At 67.2% G+C, this 16,501-nt stretch carries 12 protein-coding genes; 2 read left to right on the forward strand and 10 right to left on the reverse strand.

What is annotated here, in order from left to right; all coding sequences use genetic code 11:
• Positions 1 to 35: 35 nt before the first annotated feature.
• Genes VF557_17620 through VF557_17630 form a run of 3 tightly spaced genes read right to left on the reverse strand, consistent with a single transcriptional unit; the run spans position 36 to position 2,091 of the window.
• Positions 36 to 179, reverse strand: coding sequence for a hypothetical protein (locus VF557_17620; GenBank protein ID HEX8082034.1), 144 nt, complete (start codon positions 177 to 179; stop codon positions 36 to 38).
• Positions 180 to 199: 20 nt separating this feature from the next.
• On the reverse strand, positions 200 to 325 hold the full coding sequence (locus VF557_17625; protein ID HEX8082035.1) for a hypothetical protein: 126 nt from the start codon (positions 323 to 325) through the stop codon (positions 200 to 202).
• A gap of 2 nt (positions 326 to 327) precedes the next feature.
• The gene (locus tag VF557_17630) at positions 328 to 2,091 is read right to left on the reverse strand and encodes an MFS transporter (protein ID HEX8082036.1); all 1,764 of its coding nucleotides are present in this window, start codon (positions 2,089 to 2,091) and stop codon (positions 328 to 330) included.
• A gap of 26 nt (positions 2,092 to 2,117) precedes the next feature.
• Between VF557_17630 and VF557_17635 the strand changes: the two genes are divergently transcribed.
• Together VF557_17635 and VF557_17640 are read left to right on the forward strand one after the other, a co-directional pair.
• Positions 2,118 to 2,438 carry a hypothetical protein gene (locus tag VF557_17635; GenBank protein HEX8082037.1) on the forward strand — a complete coding sequence of 107 codons (321 nt, stop codon included), beginning with the start codon at positions 2,118 to 2,120 and terminating at the stop codon, positions 2,436 to 2,438.
• Positions 2,439 to 2,544: 106 nt separating this feature from the next.
• Positions 2,545 to 3,537, forward strand: a complete 993-nt coding sequence (locus tag VF557_17640) for a zinc-binding dehydrogenase (GenBank protein HEX8082038.1) — start codon at positions 2,545 to 2,547, stop codon at positions 3,535 to 3,537.
• Positions 3,538 to 3,645: 108 nt separating this feature from the next.
• Here VF557_17640 and VF557_17645 read toward each other — a convergent pair whose 3' ends face one another.
• The 7 genes from VF557_17645 to VF557_17675 all read right to left on the reverse strand — a co-directional run.
• The gene (locus VF557_17645) at positions 3,646 to 4,218 is read right to left on the reverse strand and encodes a flavin reductase family protein (GenBank protein ID HEX8082039.1); all 573 of its coding nucleotides are present in this window, start codon (positions 4,216 to 4,218) and stop codon (positions 3,646 to 3,648) included.
• Between the two features lie 4 nt (positions 4,219 to 4,222).
• The gene (locus VF557_17650; protein HEX8082040.1) at positions 4,223 to 4,699 is read right to left on the reverse strand and encodes an acyl-CoA thioesterase; all 477 of its coding nucleotides are present in this window, start codon (positions 4,697 to 4,699) and stop codon (positions 4,223 to 4,225) included.
• On the reverse strand, positions 4,696 to 10,548 hold the full coding sequence (locus VF557_17655) for a type I polyketide synthase (GenBank protein ID HEX8082041.1): 5,853 nt from the start codon (positions 10,546 to 10,548) through the stop codon (positions 4,696 to 4,698). Before VF557_17655 ends, VF557_17650 begins: the two co-directional genes overlap by 4 nt.
• Entirely contained in the window at positions 10,545 to 11,570 is a 1,026-nt protein-coding gene (locus tag VF557_17660) for an enediyne biosynthesis protein UnbU (GenBank protein HEX8082042.1), read from the reverse strand. Before VF557_17660 ends, VF557_17655 begins: the two co-directional genes overlap by 4 nt.
• Positions 11,567 to 13,549 (reverse strand): CRTAC1 family protein, encoded by a 1,983-nt coding sequence (locus tag VF557_17665; protein ID HEX8082043.1) that lies wholly within the window; start codon positions 13,547 to 13,549, stop codon positions 11,567 to 11,569. Before VF557_17665 ends, VF557_17660 begins: the two co-directional genes overlap by 4 nt.
• A 75-nt stretch (positions 13,550 to 13,624) precedes the next feature.
• Positions 13,625 to 15,226 (reverse strand): tryptophan 7-halogenase, encoded by a 1,602-nt coding sequence (locus VF557_17670; protein HEX8082044.1) that lies wholly within the window; start codon positions 15,224 to 15,226, stop codon positions 13,625 to 13,627.
• An 807-nt stretch (positions 15,227 to 16,033) separates the two neighbouring features.
• Positions 16,034 to 16,501, reverse strand: a 468-nt coding sequence (locus VF557_17675; GenBank protein ID HEX8082045.1) for a cation:proton antiporter, incomplete at its 5' end; no start/stop codon positions are given.

A 16,501-nucleotide genomic window follows, 5' to 3' on the forward strand; every position in this document is an offset into this window, starting at 1 on the left:
GGCGAGGTACCGGGCGAGCTGCGGCAGCAGCGTCATCAACGCCCGCCATACAGCACGAGTCCGGAGTCGTTCTGGCCGACCGAGGGACGCTGGGCGTGGTCGTTGGTGGTGACGATGCCGATCACCGTGGCGGCGATGAGCAGGAGGCAGAAGACGGCGGTGAGCAGCAGAGAACGCATGACAGGGGCTCCGTTCGGAATCAGAGGGCAGCCGCGGCCAGCGTGGCCGGCTGCGGTACGGCAAGTTGGAGGATCCCGGCGTTCTCCTTCGCGGCGGCGATGGTGCCTCTGGTGGGGTCGATGACCTCGACGAGGATTGCGGTCACCGCTAGGTTCCCGCTCCGGGCTGCTGACGGGCGACGGCTTGCGCCGGTACGGCGTGCTCCTGCAGGTGGAGCGGAACCGCCCCCACCGGATGCGCATCAGGGTGAGCGCGGCGGTTGGCCAGCTCGAGAGCGTGTTCTGTGGCGTGGGCATCGTCGGTGGGTTGCGGGCGCCACGGGCCCTTCAGCAGCAGCGTGAGCGGGCAGAGAGCCAGTGCCCCGATGGTGCAGATCCAGAACCAGGCTCGCCACTGTCCCGGGCTGTCGGCCTGCGCCTTGAGGACGCCGGGCGCCTTTTCGGCGAGCAGGGCGAGATTGCTCTGGGCGATCGGGTCACCGGCCAGCACAAGTACGGTCGGCGCGCCGACGGTCTCGATCGCCTTCTTCTGCACCGCCGGGTCGTCCGGCGACGCGCCGAGCTCGCTGAGCACCTCAGGGTGTGCCCGCGCCTCGGCAAGCAGCAGTTTCAGGGGTTGGCTCTTGTCGAAGTAGGCCTGCGCCTGGAGCACGGAAGGGCCGTCGTCGACGATGGGCGTGACAGCCGAGACGATCAACGGGATCGTGATGACAGCGCTGGCGACCGTCACGCGCAGGATCCACCCCCAGATGGCCAGGCCGGTGGCCGACAGGGCGGGGTTGCGAAGCTCGACGGTCTCGGTGAAGGCAGCCATCCACGGCGCGTACGCAGCACCCAGCCAGATGCCCATGAGCGCCAGCAGGATCGCGATGGAGGAGTAGGTGGGGGAGCCGGAGTCGGCCTTCATAAGGAACGCGATGTCGACCGGGACGCTGGCCAGGGCACCGGCGAGGATGAACGGCTTGCGGACGCGCAGCTTGTCCGACAGCACCCCGAAAACGAGCATGGACACCGCCGCGCTGGCCCACAGCCAGTTCAACAGCGAGTTCGACTCACTGGCGGAGAAGTTGAGGTTGGTCTGGAAGTACACCGGAAGGACACCGATTGCGGTGAAGTACATGAGCAGGAACAGGCTGAGACCGAGTGCCGGGCCGACGATGTCGAGCCGGAACATCTGCCGGTACGGCTGGCGGGTGGCCTCTTCATGCGACAGCCCGCGGCTGTTCAGCGCCGCTGCGGTCTCTGCCTCCAGCGCGCCGATGATGCGGTCACGATCAGCTCCGTTGAGCTCGCGCAGGAACAGCAGGGCCAGCACGCAGACGGCCAGGCCGGCCCAGCCCGCGATCTCGAACTGGAACTGCCACTCCGGGTGGCTGTCGAGGGTGTTGCTGGACACCATGGTGACCAGGAGGCTGCCCAGCACCGGTCCCATCGTCCAGAAAGCCATGGCCTGGGCGCGACCGACCTGGGGGCTGAAGTCCCGCACCAACGCGGGCGTGACCACCAGGATGACGCCCTCGAAAACCCCGGCAGCGCCGAAGGCGATCCCGTACTGAAGGCCGGTCGTCACGTTGGGCAACCACAGCAGGGTCACCAGGGAAACGCCTAACAGGCTGACGACCGCCAGGTTGCCGCGCCCCACCTTGTCGGCGACGCCGGTCGCCAGCGAGCCGATGGCTCCGACAGCGTTTCCCAGCGCGGTGACGACGGCGAAGTACAAGAAGGAGATCTGGAAGTCACCCAGCAGCTGCAGGGTGATAGCCCCACTGATGAAGTTCTCGTAGTACACGATGACCGTCGCGGTGAAGACAATCCCGAGGTACCAGATGCGCCTGGCGCCGGTCGGGTACTCCGGCAACTCGCGTTGCCACAGGCGGCGCAGCGGTGATGGTGATGCTGTAGCAGCAGTCATGTTCTCTCCCTCTCCCCTCCGGGAGGGTGGACGACATCAACTGCGCTAACAAGGCGCTGGATTGCCTCATGTCAGAGACCGGCGGCGCCGGCCGGTGTCAGGACGCTGATGAAGAGGGTGCGGCGCCGGGTGCTTACCATGTCGTTGTGGCCCGCAAGCTCGTCGGCACTGGAGAGTTGGTCCGCATGCTCGGCCTCAGCCGGACCCGAGTCGGGCACCTGGTCGCGCAGCCCGGGTTTCCCGAGCCCTACGACGAATTGATCATGGGCAAAGTCTGGCGGATCAAGGACGTCGAGAAGTGGGCCGCCGATCACAGGCGTGAGTTGCATCCCCTGGATGCCGAATAGCTCACTGGTGGGGCCACACCGCCGAAGTCAGCACTCCCGCATATCCTGCTAATGTGCATTTTGGGCGGCTCACTCGCCGCAGCCTCGTCGGAGGAGGCAGATCTCGATGACCGTTCCCGCGACTATGCGCGCCCTGCAACAGACCTCATGGAACGGCCCGCAGGACCTGCGCCTGATCACCGACGCGCAGGTGCCAAGTCCCGGCCCGGGGGAGATCCTGATCCGGGTCACTGCCGCAGGCGTTAACTTCGCCGATATAGACCAGGCCCACGGCAGGTTCGCAGGCGGTCCACAGCCGCCGTATCTGGCGGGATTCGAGGGCGCCGGGGTAGTGGTCGCCGTCGGCGAGGGGGTGGCTGGCCTGGAGCCCGGCGCTCACGTCATCGGCGTCGGAGGCGGCGCCTTCGCGGAGTACATGGTGCTGTACGCGGGCGGCGCGCTCCCGGTGCCGGCGGGCTGGGCCGACGAGCAGGCGCTGGGCATGGTCGTGAACTGGCCGACCGCGTTGGCGGCGCTCAAGCCGCAGGGCCACCTCACCGCAGGGCAGACCGTGCTGATTCACGCCGCGGCCGGCGGGACCGGGCAGGCCGCGGTGAAGATGGCCAAGCACTACGGCGCGAGAGTGATCGCCACCGCATCGCCGGGCAAGCACGAAGTGGTACGGGCGCTGGGCGCCGACCACGTGCTCGACTCCCGCAGCGCCGACCTCGCCGCCGACGTTCTTCGGCTGACCGACGGCGCGGGAGCCGACCTGGTGCTGGAGTCAGGTGGCGGCGTCACCTTCGCCGCCAGCCTGGCCGCGGCCAAGCAGGTCACCGGCCGGGTCGTCGTCTATGGCGTGGCTGGCGGCGAAGCCGCGATCACCAACTGGGAACTGGTCTACAAGCACCAGATCCACATCATCGGCCTGAACCTCGGCACTCTGATCCAGGCCGCGCCGCACATCTTCGGCGAGGTGACTGAGGAACTGTCCGCGCTCATCTCCGCCGGCGTGCTCACCCCTGGCCAGCCCACCATGTATGAACTCGGTGACGGACCGAAGGCGCTGGCGACGCTCGCGGCCCGCGCCACCATCGGCAAGCTGGCCCTGGTGCCCTGACCAGGCGCCAGGCGCCAGGCGCCAGGCGCCAGGCGCCAGGCGCCAGGCGCCAGGCACCAGGCACCAGGCACCAGGCACCAGGCACCAGGCACCAGGGTGGCCAAACGCTTACGTGGGGTGCAGGCCGTGGAAGAAGCCGTCATAGAACAGCAAGGCGTCGTCCTCATCCCGCAGTCCCATGTCGAGGACTTCGCCGAGAAAGATGGAGTGGTCGCCCCCGTCGTAGGTTGCCGTGAGGGAGCACTCCAGCCAGGCGAGAGCGCCTTCGACGACGGGAGATCCGGTGAAGCGGCCGGGTGACCAATCGATGAGGGCGAACTCCTGGTCGCCGTGCGGGCGCTTGCGGTCGGCGAAATAGCGCGCCAAGCCCTCCTGCTGCGCTGCGAGCACCGACACCGCGAACGACTTGCGTTCGAGGATGGCGCTGTGCATGGCCGCCTCTCGCAGCACGCAGATGAGCACGAGCGGCGGGCTCAGTGACACCGAGGTGAACGAGTTCGCTGTCATGCCGTGTGGTGCGTCACCGCCGGTCGTCACGACAGTCACTCCGGTCGTGAACCGTCCGAAGACACGTCGCAAGCCGAACCGGTCCAGTTGGGCGTTCTGGTCCGGCCGCTCGATCGGCTCACTTTCGACCGGTGTCGTCACTTCCACGACGGACGCTTTGTCGGCGTTGGCCATGGCCTCAGTCACCGTTCACGAGGTCGACGAACACGCGCGAGCGTTGCGTGCCGCCGAGGTAGGGCTCCAGTGCCTTGCGCAGCGAGGCGGGCACCTGGGCCGGACGGGTGTCGGTGTTCGGCCCACGCATGCACGCGATTCGCTGCCGGCCGCGCGCGACCAGATCCTCGACCCCGTCACGCAACCGCACGTAGTCGAAGGTGAACCCGATCTGGGTCTGTGTCAGGTCTTCCAGGCGCATCCGGATCGACAACTCGTCGAACGCGGCAATCTCGGCCAGGTACTCGCAGTCACACCTGAGCGTGAACAGCTTGAGATCGTCGCGGATCTCGGCCAGGACATCGGGTGCGTGATCCCGCAAGAACATCTCACGGCAGCGCCCCTGCCAGCGCAGGTAGTTGACGTAGTAGACATTGCCGACGAGGTTGGTCTCCTCGAACCCGACGAGATGCCGGTACTCGAAGTACGGTTGCATGTTCATTCTCCGGTCTTTCTCGAATCGGTCAGCATCGCGAAGACCACGGGCTCGGCGAGCCCCCGCAGTGCCGTGGTGAAGGTCGCGACCTGGGCAGTCCCCGAGCCCAGCACGACCCAGTGATCAGTCCTCGGTCCGGAGACCTCGACCAGTTCGGCGTGGGCGTGGCCGGTCTTGCGCAGGCACTCCTGCGCGCACCAGATACGGGTTGCGGCGACCGACAGGTCTTCGCCGCGCTCGCCCGCGACCAGCGTGGCCAGGGCAAATCCGCCCGCGCCGAGCAGGTCGGTCCACTCGATGGCCGAGCGGCCCACCGCCTGCTCGACGTCGCACGCGACGGTCTGCTCGGCGGCCACCACGAAGGTCACGCCCGCGCCGTGCGCGGCGGAGACCTTGACCCCGCCGTCGGCTTCGGGCTTGCCGTCCGGACGGTAATCCAGGTGCGGCCTCCGGCCCAGCGCGAGTCCGAGTGCCCGAGCGGTCTGCTCGCGCCCGACGGCCACGCCGCCGCCAGCCACGCCGCCGGCGGACTCGCCGTCGTCGGGCCAGACCGCTGTGGAAAGCTCGGCGGGCAGGATCGTCCCGGATCGCCGCTCGAGGTACGGGCCGAGCAGCGCCGGAATCCATGGCCCCGTGCCGTCCTGTTTGCGGACGGCCTGGAGCCGGAGCCCCTCCCAGCGTTCGACGAGCGCGCCCTCCGGGTCGCGGACGTCGATGTCGTAGTAGTACGTGTCCCCCTCGCGGGAACGCTCGGCGGCGTGGATCGTGACCCAGTCGAACCCGCGCACGCGGTCGGGATCGGCGAGGCGGAGGCGTTCTATCGCCGCGGGCAGCAAGGTCGCGTCGGGGACGCAGCATTGGATCGAGTGCATGACCGCGTCACGCGTGCCCGGGTCGGCCAGGACGAGGTCCGGCGGCAGGAACCTGCCGAACCACGGCTTGGACATGGTGTTGGACAGGTCGGCCACGCACCGCTTGGCGGCCAGGTCGCGGTAACCCAGCAGCCGCTGGAACCGAGCACCCTGGAAGAGGACCGGGCCGTAGAGATCCTCCATCGGCGCCAGTGGCACCCGCACCGCGGTGTCATCCGGCGCCTGCGCCGTGTCCTGCGGCGCCGGCACATCGAAGCGGAGGGTCGCACGGAAGTGATCGGCCTGGAAGGCGGTCTCGTCACTGCGAATCACCGCCTGCACACTGCCGTCCTCGGTGACCAGCGCGGCGATCCTGATCGAGGTCCTCCCGGTGGGAGGGACGACGATGGGGCGCAGGAACTCGACATTCTCGAACACCGGGGGACCCGACCGCCCGGTCAGCGCCGTGGCCACCTGGGTCATGGCCTCCATGCCGAACACCGCCGGGAAGAGCAGCGCGCCGTCGAGTTCGTGGTCGGCGAGGTAGAGATCGTCCTCGGCGAAGAGGTCAGCGTCGACCACAAGCTCGATTCCGGGATAGTGCACGCGAGGACGGTCGAGGAAGCGCCGCAGCGGCAACTCGCTCGGCTCGAACGCGATGGTGGGTAGGCCTTCGGCACGGCCCATCACCACGACCGAGGTAGGCGCGTCCGCGTCGGTGAGCAGCCGCCGCAGCATGGCGACGCCCTCGTCCATCGGGATCGGCCGGATGCCTTCGCGCATCAGCGACTCCAGCACACCGAGGCGCTCGCCCATGCCGGCGCCTGACCACACCGACCACTCCAGTGCGAGGCAGCGGCAGTTCGGGTAATCCTCCTGGATCCGGTAGGTGAAGTCGGTGAGCCAATCGTTGGCTGTGGCGTAATCCGCCTCACCGCGCAGCCCGGCACGGCCGATGATGCTGCCGAAGGTGACCAGGAGCCGGAGCGTCGCCGGGTCCAGGGCAGCGAGCACGGTCTCCAGTCCGGTGATCTTGGTCGCCAGGGTGCTCCGGAAGGAGGACTCGTCGAGATTGGCCAGCGCGTGAGGCACGTTGCGGCCCGCGCCGTGCAGAATCGCCGTCACCGGCCCCAACTTGGCGCGAACCTCCTCCAAGGCCGCCTTGACCTCGTCCACGGCGGTGATGTCCGCGCGGACGTACTGGTGGGTCACGCCCGCCGCGGCCATCCGCGCCAGGTTCGCCGCCAGCTCCTGGTCGGACTCCGGTGACGAGCGGCCCATGAGCGCGATCGCCGCGCCCGTGGTGCGCGCGAGGTCGAGCGCGCACTCGGCGGTGATGCCCTTGCCGCCGCCGGTCACCAGCAACACGTCCTGCGCTCCGAGGGCGGACGGCCCTCCGGGTTCGCGCCGGGTCGGCAGCGGGCGCAACACCGGCACCCGGCGTGCGCCGGCCTCGTCGTAGACAGTTTCGCTGAAGCCCGCGGTCGCGGCGACGTCGGCGACGATCCGCGGCACGATCTCGATCACGCGATCGTCCGGTAGCGGCCCAGCCAGGGGCAGGGTCACCAATGTCGTGCTGACGGCAGGAGCCTCCAGATGCAGCGTCTTGGCGAGGCCGGCCGCGCCCCGCCGGTCACCGACAACGACGAATCGTCTTGCCGCACCAGGTGAAAGTGCGGCGCGCGCGGCGCCCAGCATGAGCGCCGTCTGGTTCTCGTCGCAGTCGTGTGGCAGGCAGAGCAGCACACCGTCGCCGAGCCTGGCCCGTCGCAGCGCCATGTGGAGCGCGGGTGCGAGCGGGTGCTCGTCGGTGGTGAACAGCTGCCATTCGCCGTCGGCCGGCGCGGCGACCGCGGGCCCGGATTCTGCCGGCACCAGCTCGACGGAGAACGCGCGCACCCAGGGACCCGCGCCGGCGATGTCGACCGTGGCCTGCTCGTCCTCGGCAAGCGTGGTCTCACCCAATTCGTTGAGCATGTCGGCCAACTGCGCGAGCGTCGACGTCGCGAAGGCTGACGTCACCAGGGGCGCGGCCAGACCGAGTTCCCGGGAGGCCAGGGTGACGATTTGCCCCACGGTGATCGAGCTGAGGTGGAGTTCGTCGATCGGGTTGCTATGCGGGCTCACCGCTTCGAGGGGCAGCTCGGCGCGTTCGGCGGCGAGTCGCCGAAGCAGGTCCAAGGTGTTGACACGCTCTCCCGTCGCCACCGGTGCGGTGTCTTTCGCCGGGGAAGCGTGAACAGGGTCCGGCATCGCGATAACCGGCAGGTTCTGCACAGGAGCCGACTCGCAAGGGCTGGCAAGGAAACGCAGCTCCTTGTCGAGCGGGAAGGGGCGCGTGAAGCGGTCCTTGAAGAGCTCGCCGTGGCGGACCGGCGCTCCGAGCGCATACGCCAGGCCCACCGCGTGCAGCAGGCCGGACAGCGACATGCTGTCGGCGTCCAGCGACACCGTGGGCACTCCGGGGGCGATGTCTCCGGCCAGACCTCCGAGGATCTTTCCGGGCCCGACTTCGATGAAGAGATCGACCTCCTCGGCCATCGTCTGGACCGCTTCGGTGAAGCGCACCGGGTCGAGCACCTGCCGGGTCAGCAGACCAGGCAGATCGGCGTCGGCCGGCAGGATGCCGCCGGTGACCGTGGAGACCATGGTGCGAGTGAGCGGCGCGAAGTGCTCTCCCCGCAGATGGTCTCCGAACGCGGCGGCAGCCGGCGCTACGGCTTGGGAGTGGAAGGCGTGCGAAACCGGGATCCCGTTCGACGAGAGGCCCAGCCCGGCGGCTCGTTCGCAGACTCGCTTGACGGCGTCGGATGGTCCGCTCACGACCGTCTGCCGGGGGCTGTTGTACCCGGCGATCACCACCGGCTCGCCGGCCAGAAGCGGGACGACGGCCTCCGGTGGCGCCACGACGCTGGCCATGGTGCCGTTGCCATCGCTTGCCCGGGCCATGATGCGACCGCGCTCGGCAGCCACGCTGAGCAGGCCTGCCTCGTCCGTCGCACCCGCCCAGTGCAGCGCGGTCAGCTCGCCGAGGCTGTGGCCCGCGGCGCTGACGGCCTCGATGCCGAGCCGGGCCAGAATGCGCAGGCTGGCGGCCGAGGAGGCGACGATTCTGGGCTGGGCATTCTCGGTCGCGACCAGATCGCCGTTCAGCGGCACCGGCAAAGTGCGGTAAAGCTCGTCGACTTCGGTGAACCGCTGCCGCAGCGCTCCGCCGCCACCGCGCCGACCTGCGCCCTGTCCGGGAAAGAGGAAACCGATTCGCGGCGCCCCGGCGAAGGTGCCCAGGAACACTCCACGCTTGATGTCGACCACAGATCGCGCGCCGTTGTCGAGCATCGTCAGCAACATGCTGAAGCGCTGTCCCGCCTCTTCGGGGTCGCCGGCCACGATCGCGGCGCGGAGCCGACGGTCGCCCAGTTCGCCTTCGAGAGTGGCGGCGAGATCGCCGAGTTCGGCGAAGGACAGCCGGCCGCAGAGTTCGGCCAATTGCCCGATCCGGCTCCGCAGCGCCTGGAAGTTGTCCGCGTCCAGCAGGAGCAACTCGACGTCCTGCCGCGACCGCGTCAGCGCCTCGACCTCCGGCCCGAGCCCGGCGTCGGCGGCTCGGTCGGCGTGGGCGAGGACGACGTGGGTGTTGATGCCTCCGAAGCCCATCGACGAGACGCCCGCGCGCATGGGGGAACCGGCTGGCCATGCCTCCGGTTCGAGCGGCACGCGCAGCGCGGGGCGATCCCCGGTGAGCTCGGCATGGGGATTGTGGTGGCCGGTCGCCGGCGGGATGATCTCGTGGTACAGGGCGAAGATCGCCTTGATCAGCCCGGCGACTCCGGCGGCGCCCTTGGTGTGGCCGATGTTTCCCTTGATGGTGCTGATGGCAGCCGCCGGCGCCTCCGGGTCGGCGGCGCGGCGCGCCTCGCTGAACGCGCGCAGTTCGGTCGCGTCGCCAACGGCGGTGCCGGTGCCGTGGCCCTCGATGTAGCCGACGGTCTCGATGCCGAATCCGGCGGACTCGTACGCGCGTCGCAGCGCGAGCCGATGCCCGGAGGCCTCCGGCCGGGTGAGGCCGCCCTTGCCGTCGGAGGAGTAGCCCCAGCCTTCGAGCACGGCGTAGCGGCGCAGGCCACGTGAGATCGCGTCCTGGTCGCGCATCAGCACGAGCATCCCGCAGCCCTCGCCGGGCCAGAACCCGTTGGAGTCGCGGTCATACACTCGCATGTCGCCGGTCGCGAGGGCGGCGGTCTTGGCAAAGCCGATGACCTCGAACGGGTCGATGCTCAGATCTACCCCGCCCGCGATGGCCACTTCGAGCTGGCCGGTCGCCAGCGCGTTGGCCGCGGTCGCCACCGAGAGCAGTGAGGACGAGCAGGCGCCGTCGACCGTGAAACCCCCGCCATGAAGGTCGAAGTAATTGCAGACGCGCCCGGCGATGGTGTTGGCCAGTCCACCGGCCAGGGTGTCCTCGTCGATGGGCGGGAAGGCGCTCTTGTAACGCGTCTCGAGCCCGGCCAGGAAGGTCGCCAGGGCGTCGTCGTCCCAGCCCTGCTCGCGCAGCGCACCGGCGACCGTGCGACGCACGTAGGGCCAGCGCAACCGCATCAGGTTGGCGCGGCTGAACTCACCGGTCAGGGTGTTGCCGATCACGACGCCGGTAGCGTCTCGCGGAAGTCCTGCGCCCCCGGCGAAACCAGCGTCCTGCAAGGCTCGCGCCGCGGTGTCCAGGGCCAACCAGTGGGTCATATCCGTGGAACGGAAGGTGCTGCCTGCGACCCGGTACTCGACGCGGTCGAACTCGAAGCCCTCTAGCACGGCAGCTTTGCGCGTGTAGAAGCGGTCGGGTGCCGTCGGGTCGGGCGAGTAGTAGTCGTCGAGGTTCATCCGCTCGTCCGGCAGTCGGCGGAACGCACGCCGGCCGGCGAGGACGTTCTGCCATAGCTGCTCTTTCGACTCCGCGTCCGGGTAGCGGCAGGCTATGCCGACTACGGCAATCCGGTTTGCATTCACAGCTGGCTCGCTTTCAGATCTGTTTTCTCAAGCGTTCGGGTATCGACCTCTGCGTGGGGCGTCGCGGCGTCGGGCGCGCTCCGAGATCGCATGCGCTGCAGGAGTGAGACTCCCCACCAGCCGAAGCCCCGGATGAGGCACACGACTACCAGCGCGAAGAAAAGGGTGTAGGTGATGTTGAGCTCCATCATGACCCCGTAGACGACAGCGACGGCGCTGCCGAACATGAACTGGGCGCGCGCTTTCATCGGCGTCGTGCCCGGGTCGGTGATCATGTAGTTGGTGAAGAGAACGAACGCGACCCCGGTCATCGAGCTCAACGCGGAGAAGAGAGCGACGTCCCAGATGCCGGCCCGCACGAACGACTGGATGGCGTACCCGCCCAGCCAACCGACGATCAGCGGCACCTTGCGGGTGAGCATGGCATTGAGAACAGTGCCGGAGATGATGATGATGAACGGGATCATGATCCGGAAGAACGTGTTGGCGTTCTCGGTGAACTGGTAGGGCGGCGCGATGCTGACCCAACTACCGAAGACGATGAGAGCCATCGCGATACCGAAGTTGGACGGGTTCATGTAGTGCCGCATCCGCCCGTTGATGGGCGCTTGGAACACATGCTTGCCGGCTACGCCGACGAACACGCCGAAGATGACCGGCAGGATCTGGTTGTTCGCGTACAGCAGCATGTTGACGGCAAGGGCGGTGATGTGCGACGGCAGCAGGAACTCGTACAGGCCGCGCAGGCCTCCATCGAGGAACCGGGGCCGTCGCTGGTACGCCCACGCGCTGATCAGCTCCAACGTGATCTCGGCGGTGTAGCCAGTCAGCAGGGCGAAGATCGGCCACATGTAGGGCTGCTCGAAGCCGAGCACGGCGTAGCCGATGATGTTGAACACGGTCATCGACAGGGCGAAGTTGCGCAGTGCGAGATACCGTGGATCCGGTTTCGGCTTCGCGGGCATGGCCACTGCGCTCGGTGGAGCGCTGTCCGCCTGAGGGCGGTGTGCGACGGCGGTCATCGGCTAGCTACCTTCTGAGCGTCGTTGGTGAGCATGAGAGTGTGGACCCCGGGCTCGAGCGAGAGCTTCTGTTGCTGAAGCCCTCCCTCGATGTCACGCCACTGGATGTCAACGGACACCGGACCGCTGTACGAACCAAGCCCGAAGTGGACGTCGAAGCTGCGGAAACCCACGTGGCCGCCGCCGCCATCGAGCTGGGAGATCTGGGTGCCTTGCGGTGTCGTGATCCGGACGGTGGCGCCGTACGCCGGCGTTCCGATCCCCTGGAGGCCCTTGCCGGCATCGGCCGGGGTGGTGGACGGGCGGTAGAGCTTGAGCCCGAGCATGTTGCCGCGGTTCGGCGACATGTTGGCGTAGAACGCCGGCGGTCCCCATTGCCGTGCCACTGCGAAGTCCAGGGTGCCGGTGCCGGTCGTGTCACCGGTGGCGATGGCGCGAGTCGGGATCGGCACCGCGAGGCCCAACTCCTTGCTGATGTTCACATAGGTATTGCTGGAGTTCCTGGCGTAGAAGGCGAGGGCCTCGTTGCCTGAGATGTCATCACCGGGCTGGAAGTTGGGCCACATCGCCGGGTTGCTCAGCAGGTTGTCGTTGGCGGTGGCCGCTTCCTGCAGCCAGTTCCATCGATTGGTGTGGCCCTTGACGAAGCCGGTGGTCTGGATCACTTCCTGCTTGCCGTTGTTGAGGAAGTCTCCCGTTTTGACATCCCAGCACCAGCCGGTCCAGGCCAGTCCGTACTCCTGCGCCTTCTGCGTGAACGGGGCGATGTTCTTGCTCAGCTTCTCCGTCATGTCGGCATTGCTCTTCGCCTCGTTGATGAAGATCAGGTTGCTCTCCTCCAGGCCCCAGGCGACGTTGATGTTGCTCACCAGGAAGTCGAACTTGCCGCGGCCGTCCAGGTCGGCGAAGTCGACGCCCATGCCCTTGAAGGAGCCGTCACCGACAACGAAGGACTTGGGAGTCATCGGCGTGCGAACGCCTTTCGCCTCGGTGAACTTGATATGACCACGGGTCGACCTGTTGTAGAGGAGGTGGCCGTGACCGAAGTCGTTGGCGATGTAGGCCTCAGGCAATCCGTCACCCGTCAGGTCGGCTCCGGAGATGGCGAGCGTCCAGCCGGTGGAGATCTGGAACGGGATCGCCCCCTCTTCCTCGATGTACTGGGCGCTCGGGTTGGGGCCCGAGGTCGCGCTGTGCCAGCGCAGCACGTGGCTACCGCCGGCATTGTTACCGGTGGAGAGGCTGTTGGGCATCACGACGTTCTTCAAACCGTTCGGGTCCAGCACGTCCGAGTCGGGGAAGTAGTTGCCGATGATGATCGACGGGTGTCCGCTGCCGTCCAGGTCCGCAATGTAGGCGGCGTCGGTGTTCCAGCGAGCTCCGTGGTACCTGCCGTCGAGCGATTGCGAGGGCACCAGCTCCTGGGGCACGTACGCGCTGGGCGAGGGCGACTTGGCAGTCGACTTCGGTAGGAACAGGATCGGGGTGCGGCCCCAGTACGTCACGAGGAAGCCCATGCGACCGCTACCGGTGAAATCGCCGGCAGCGCAGCCCGTCGGCGCCATCGTGTTGTCGTAGGGCAGCGGCGCCGGGTCCAGGGTGAACGGCGTGAACCTGTCAGCTGCCGGCGCGGTGGGCGTGTACGTCACGATCACATCGTTCGTCCGGGTGTCGACGATGCACATGCCGTTGGCGCGACCGTGGCCGGTGACGTCGTTGATGGCGATGCCGGCTCCGACCGCCGAGATCCAGGAACGGATCTTGTGGAACGCGGGGTTGACCTCCCGGATCGTGCTCATGGGCTGGTCGTTGTAACCCGGCGGCAGGGCGATGGGCAGTTCCTGGAACTTGTAGTGCGTGGCGGTCTCCCGAGCGCCCGACACCGCGACCGCGTTGTTGGCGGCGACGTACAGCGTCGCACTGACTACTACGGCAAGGGCCCCCGGGATTAACCGGCGCAGGCGCTTACTCAGCTTCACAGCGATCCCTTTCGATACAACGGTTATGAAGGTGCGACAGTCTCCGAACACAGGCCGGACGCGGCGCGCCCCGTCTCATCCGACACCGTTGCGAGGAGTGGCATCGTGGTGGTCCTTGACCCGCTTGAGCTCGGCCGATTCGATCGCGGATGGCACGATTGTCGGAACAGGCGTCGCGAGTTCCGGATGCGCGGCGAGCGCCATCGCGGTGTGGCGCCATTCGCGGTTGTTGGCGAAGAAGACATCACGCAAGGCAGCGACGCTCCGCCGGCCGGCGTCGCGCGCCTCGCCCGTCACGAAGGACGCACCGTCGAGTGCGTAGGTCAACAGCGGGAAGGTGCAGTTGTCGCGGTACGCCGCGTCTCCGTGCATCCGGTACCAGTTGACGTGGCGGGCGCCGGGGATCAACGTGAACGTGGCCGTGGTGGTCCTTTCAGGATCCCCGAAACCCATGTACGGCGGCAGGAAGTCGACCGTGCGGAACCGAGCGAAGATGCGCTCGCTCGCTTCGTGGTGGGTGATCTCTCCCGATATCGCAGCGTCCATGTCGGCACGTGAGGCTTGGGCCACCTCGACCACGCCCCGTAGGTGGCTGCCGAGCACGCCCATCCGGCTCGGCTCGGTGGTCTTCTCGAGGTAGGAGCGATCCTTCGTCTTCCGGTAGTGCATAAGGAGCGACAGCGGACCGAACGTGCCGAGCAAGCTCCCCATCATCCAGTTGCGGTTCCAGGCGTTCCAGGTGTCGTAGCTCGCGAACGAGTCGAAGGCGCCTGACACCATCGTGTCGTAGTGGTCGAACCCGCGGTTGACGACATCTTCCATGAACTTGAATCGCTCGACCTCGTAGTCATTTTCCGCGACAGCCTTCAACAGCTCCTCGGCGATCAGATCGATCGCGACGATCAGCACCGACATGCCGCTGGAGTAGAGCGGGTCGATGAACGCGCCCGCGTGAGGGAGTTGGATCAGGCGGGGCTTGATCAGGTGCGGCGAGGAGTACTGGATACGACCCGACCTGGTCCAAGGCCGTGCGGCATTCGCGTCGGCGAAGTGCCTTTCGATGGTTGGATAGGCGGAGATGATCCGGCGGAACTCCTCATCCGGCGTCCCGGATGGGTTGGGGTGCTTGCGCCGGTCGAGCATCAGCCCGACGCTCGTCAACGGGTTGGTGGCATCACGGTGGTTGGAGAACGGGATGATCCACATCCAGCCGCCGTCGAAGACGTGGTGCATCGTTGACTGGCCGAGCGGAGTGGACAACGCGCGCCTGGCCTCGGGGTCCAGCAAGAGATCAGTGCTTCTGACGCCCATCATGTGGGTGTAGATCGCGCGCGTGTCGGTGCGGAAGCGCGGCACCTCATCGCGCATGCCGAGCTGGTCCGAGACCATGGACCGCATGCCTGAGGCGTCGATCAGGAGTTTCGCACGGTAGGTGACGCCGGACTCCGCACGCAGCTCGACTTCGTCGTCGCCGAAGTCGATCTCGGAGATACGTGTCTGGGCGTGGAAGGTCGCCCCGTACTCGACTGCGAGTGCCGCGAAGTAGGCGTCGATGTCCTGACGGAACAAGTGCGAGTCGGGGCCCACGGGCGGTGCCAGAGTGCCGAACTGGTTGATTTCCTCAGGCCGATTCTCCTCGCCGGCGCGGTGATACATGAAGCCGAAGGAGCGTTTCACGCCGCAATTGCTGCTCACATGTTTGCGGAGTTTGTGGAACGAGCCGACCCAACCGATCTCCGGGACGCCGTACTTCTCGGCGACGATACGCAGTCGCAGGCCGGTCTCCGGTATCAGTGATTCGCCGATAGCGAATCTTGGGTGAGTCCCTCCCTCAAGTAAGAGAGTCGAGACCCCTTGTCGGGCAAGGATGCATGCGAGCATCGAGCCGCCGAGTCCTGAACCGAGAATCGCTACTTCATATCGCTGAGTATCCATAGTTCCCCATAGCTGCGGTTGACCTGAAGGAGTTATGTGTGGGAGTGCGCACAAGCGCCATAGCAAGGATGGCCTTGGGTTTGCGTGTGATTTTCTCTGGCCTTGCCCGCCAATAGTTCGCCGCCGACTGCATAGACCGTTACACCGGAGCGATCGTTCAGCGTGCGGAAAAGGTGATTTCGCTATCCGGCAAGAGGTGCGTTACCCGAGCAGGTCGGCGTGCGTTGGTCGATCGGACGGAAATCTCGCAGCCATGGGTTTTCCGCTGATGATGCGGATCGGGCGGGATCTGGTCAGCAGTTTCGTAGAAATCGCGTAGCCACCGCGATCCGGGGGTCGCCGAAATACGGGCTACCCTTCGAGGCACTCGGAGCCAACGTGCGCGCTTCCTACCGAGCAGGTCCACTGAGATGCCTCGACGTGGTGCGAGATCGCCGCGCCCATTCGGAGCCCGTCGGGCACGTTTGGCGTATCAGAAAAGGGCTCCCCGTTCGGAGAGAGCTGGTGAGGGTGGGTGGATACCCGCTTGTCTTATTGGTGGGGCTGGTGTCAGTCGTCGGCAGCGGTGGCAGCCGGTTGGGTGGCGCCGGCCCAACGGTCGTGTTCGAGCCCGCGGATGCGTTCCTGCGCGGTGTGGTCGACGCCGGCCATCGCCCATCGGAGCAGCGGTGGAGCCATCAGCGACGTCACCACGGCGACCAGGACGATGATGGTGTAGGTGGAGGTGGAGATGACGCCCAGGCGTAATCCGGCCATGGCGACGACGATCTCGACCACGCCGCGGGCGTTCATGCCGGCGCCGAGGGCGAATCCTTCGCGGGCGGTCATCCGGGACAGCCGCGCGCCGAGGTAGGCGCCGGCGAACTTGCCGATGATGGCCACGCTCAGCACCACCAGCGCTGAGAGGGCCACGCCTGGTTGGGCCAGCGAGGCCAGGTCCATCCGCAGGCCGGCGGTGGCCAGGAAGATCGGCGCTCCCACCCACAGCACGAACGTGCGCAACGGCGCCAGCCGGAC

Origin of the sequence: Jatrophihabitans sp. (assembly GCA_036389035.1) — a bacterium.
GTDB lineage: Bacteria > Actinomycetota > Actinomycetes > Mycobacteriales > Jatrophihabitantaceae > Jatrophihabitans_A.

Bases quoted from the DNA above. Each gene is read 5' to 3' on its own strand.
- VF557_17640 (HEX8082038.1), top strand. From the start codon at position 2,545: ATGACCGTTCCCGCGACTATGCGCGCCCTGCAACAGACCTCATGGAAC.
- VF557_17645 (HEX8082039.1), bottom strand. From the start codon at position 4,218: ATGGCCAACGCCGACAAAGCGTCCGTCGTGGAAGTGACGACACCGGTC.
- VF557_17650 (HEX8082040.1), bottom strand. From the start codon at position 4,699: ATGAACATGCAACCGTACTTCGAGTACCGGCATCTCGTCGGGTTCGAG.
- VF557_17660 (HEX8082042.1), bottom strand. From the start codon at position 11,570: ATGACCGCCGTCGCACACCGCCCTCAGGCGGACAGCGCTCCACCGAGC.
- VF557_17620 (HEX8082034.1), bottom strand. From the start codon at position 179: ATGCGTTCTCTGCTGCTCACCGCCGTCTTCTGCCTCCTGCTCATCGCC.
- VF557_17630 (HEX8082036.1), bottom strand. From the start codon at position 2,091: ATGACTGCTGCTACAGCATCACCATCACCGCTGCGCCGCCTGTGGCAA.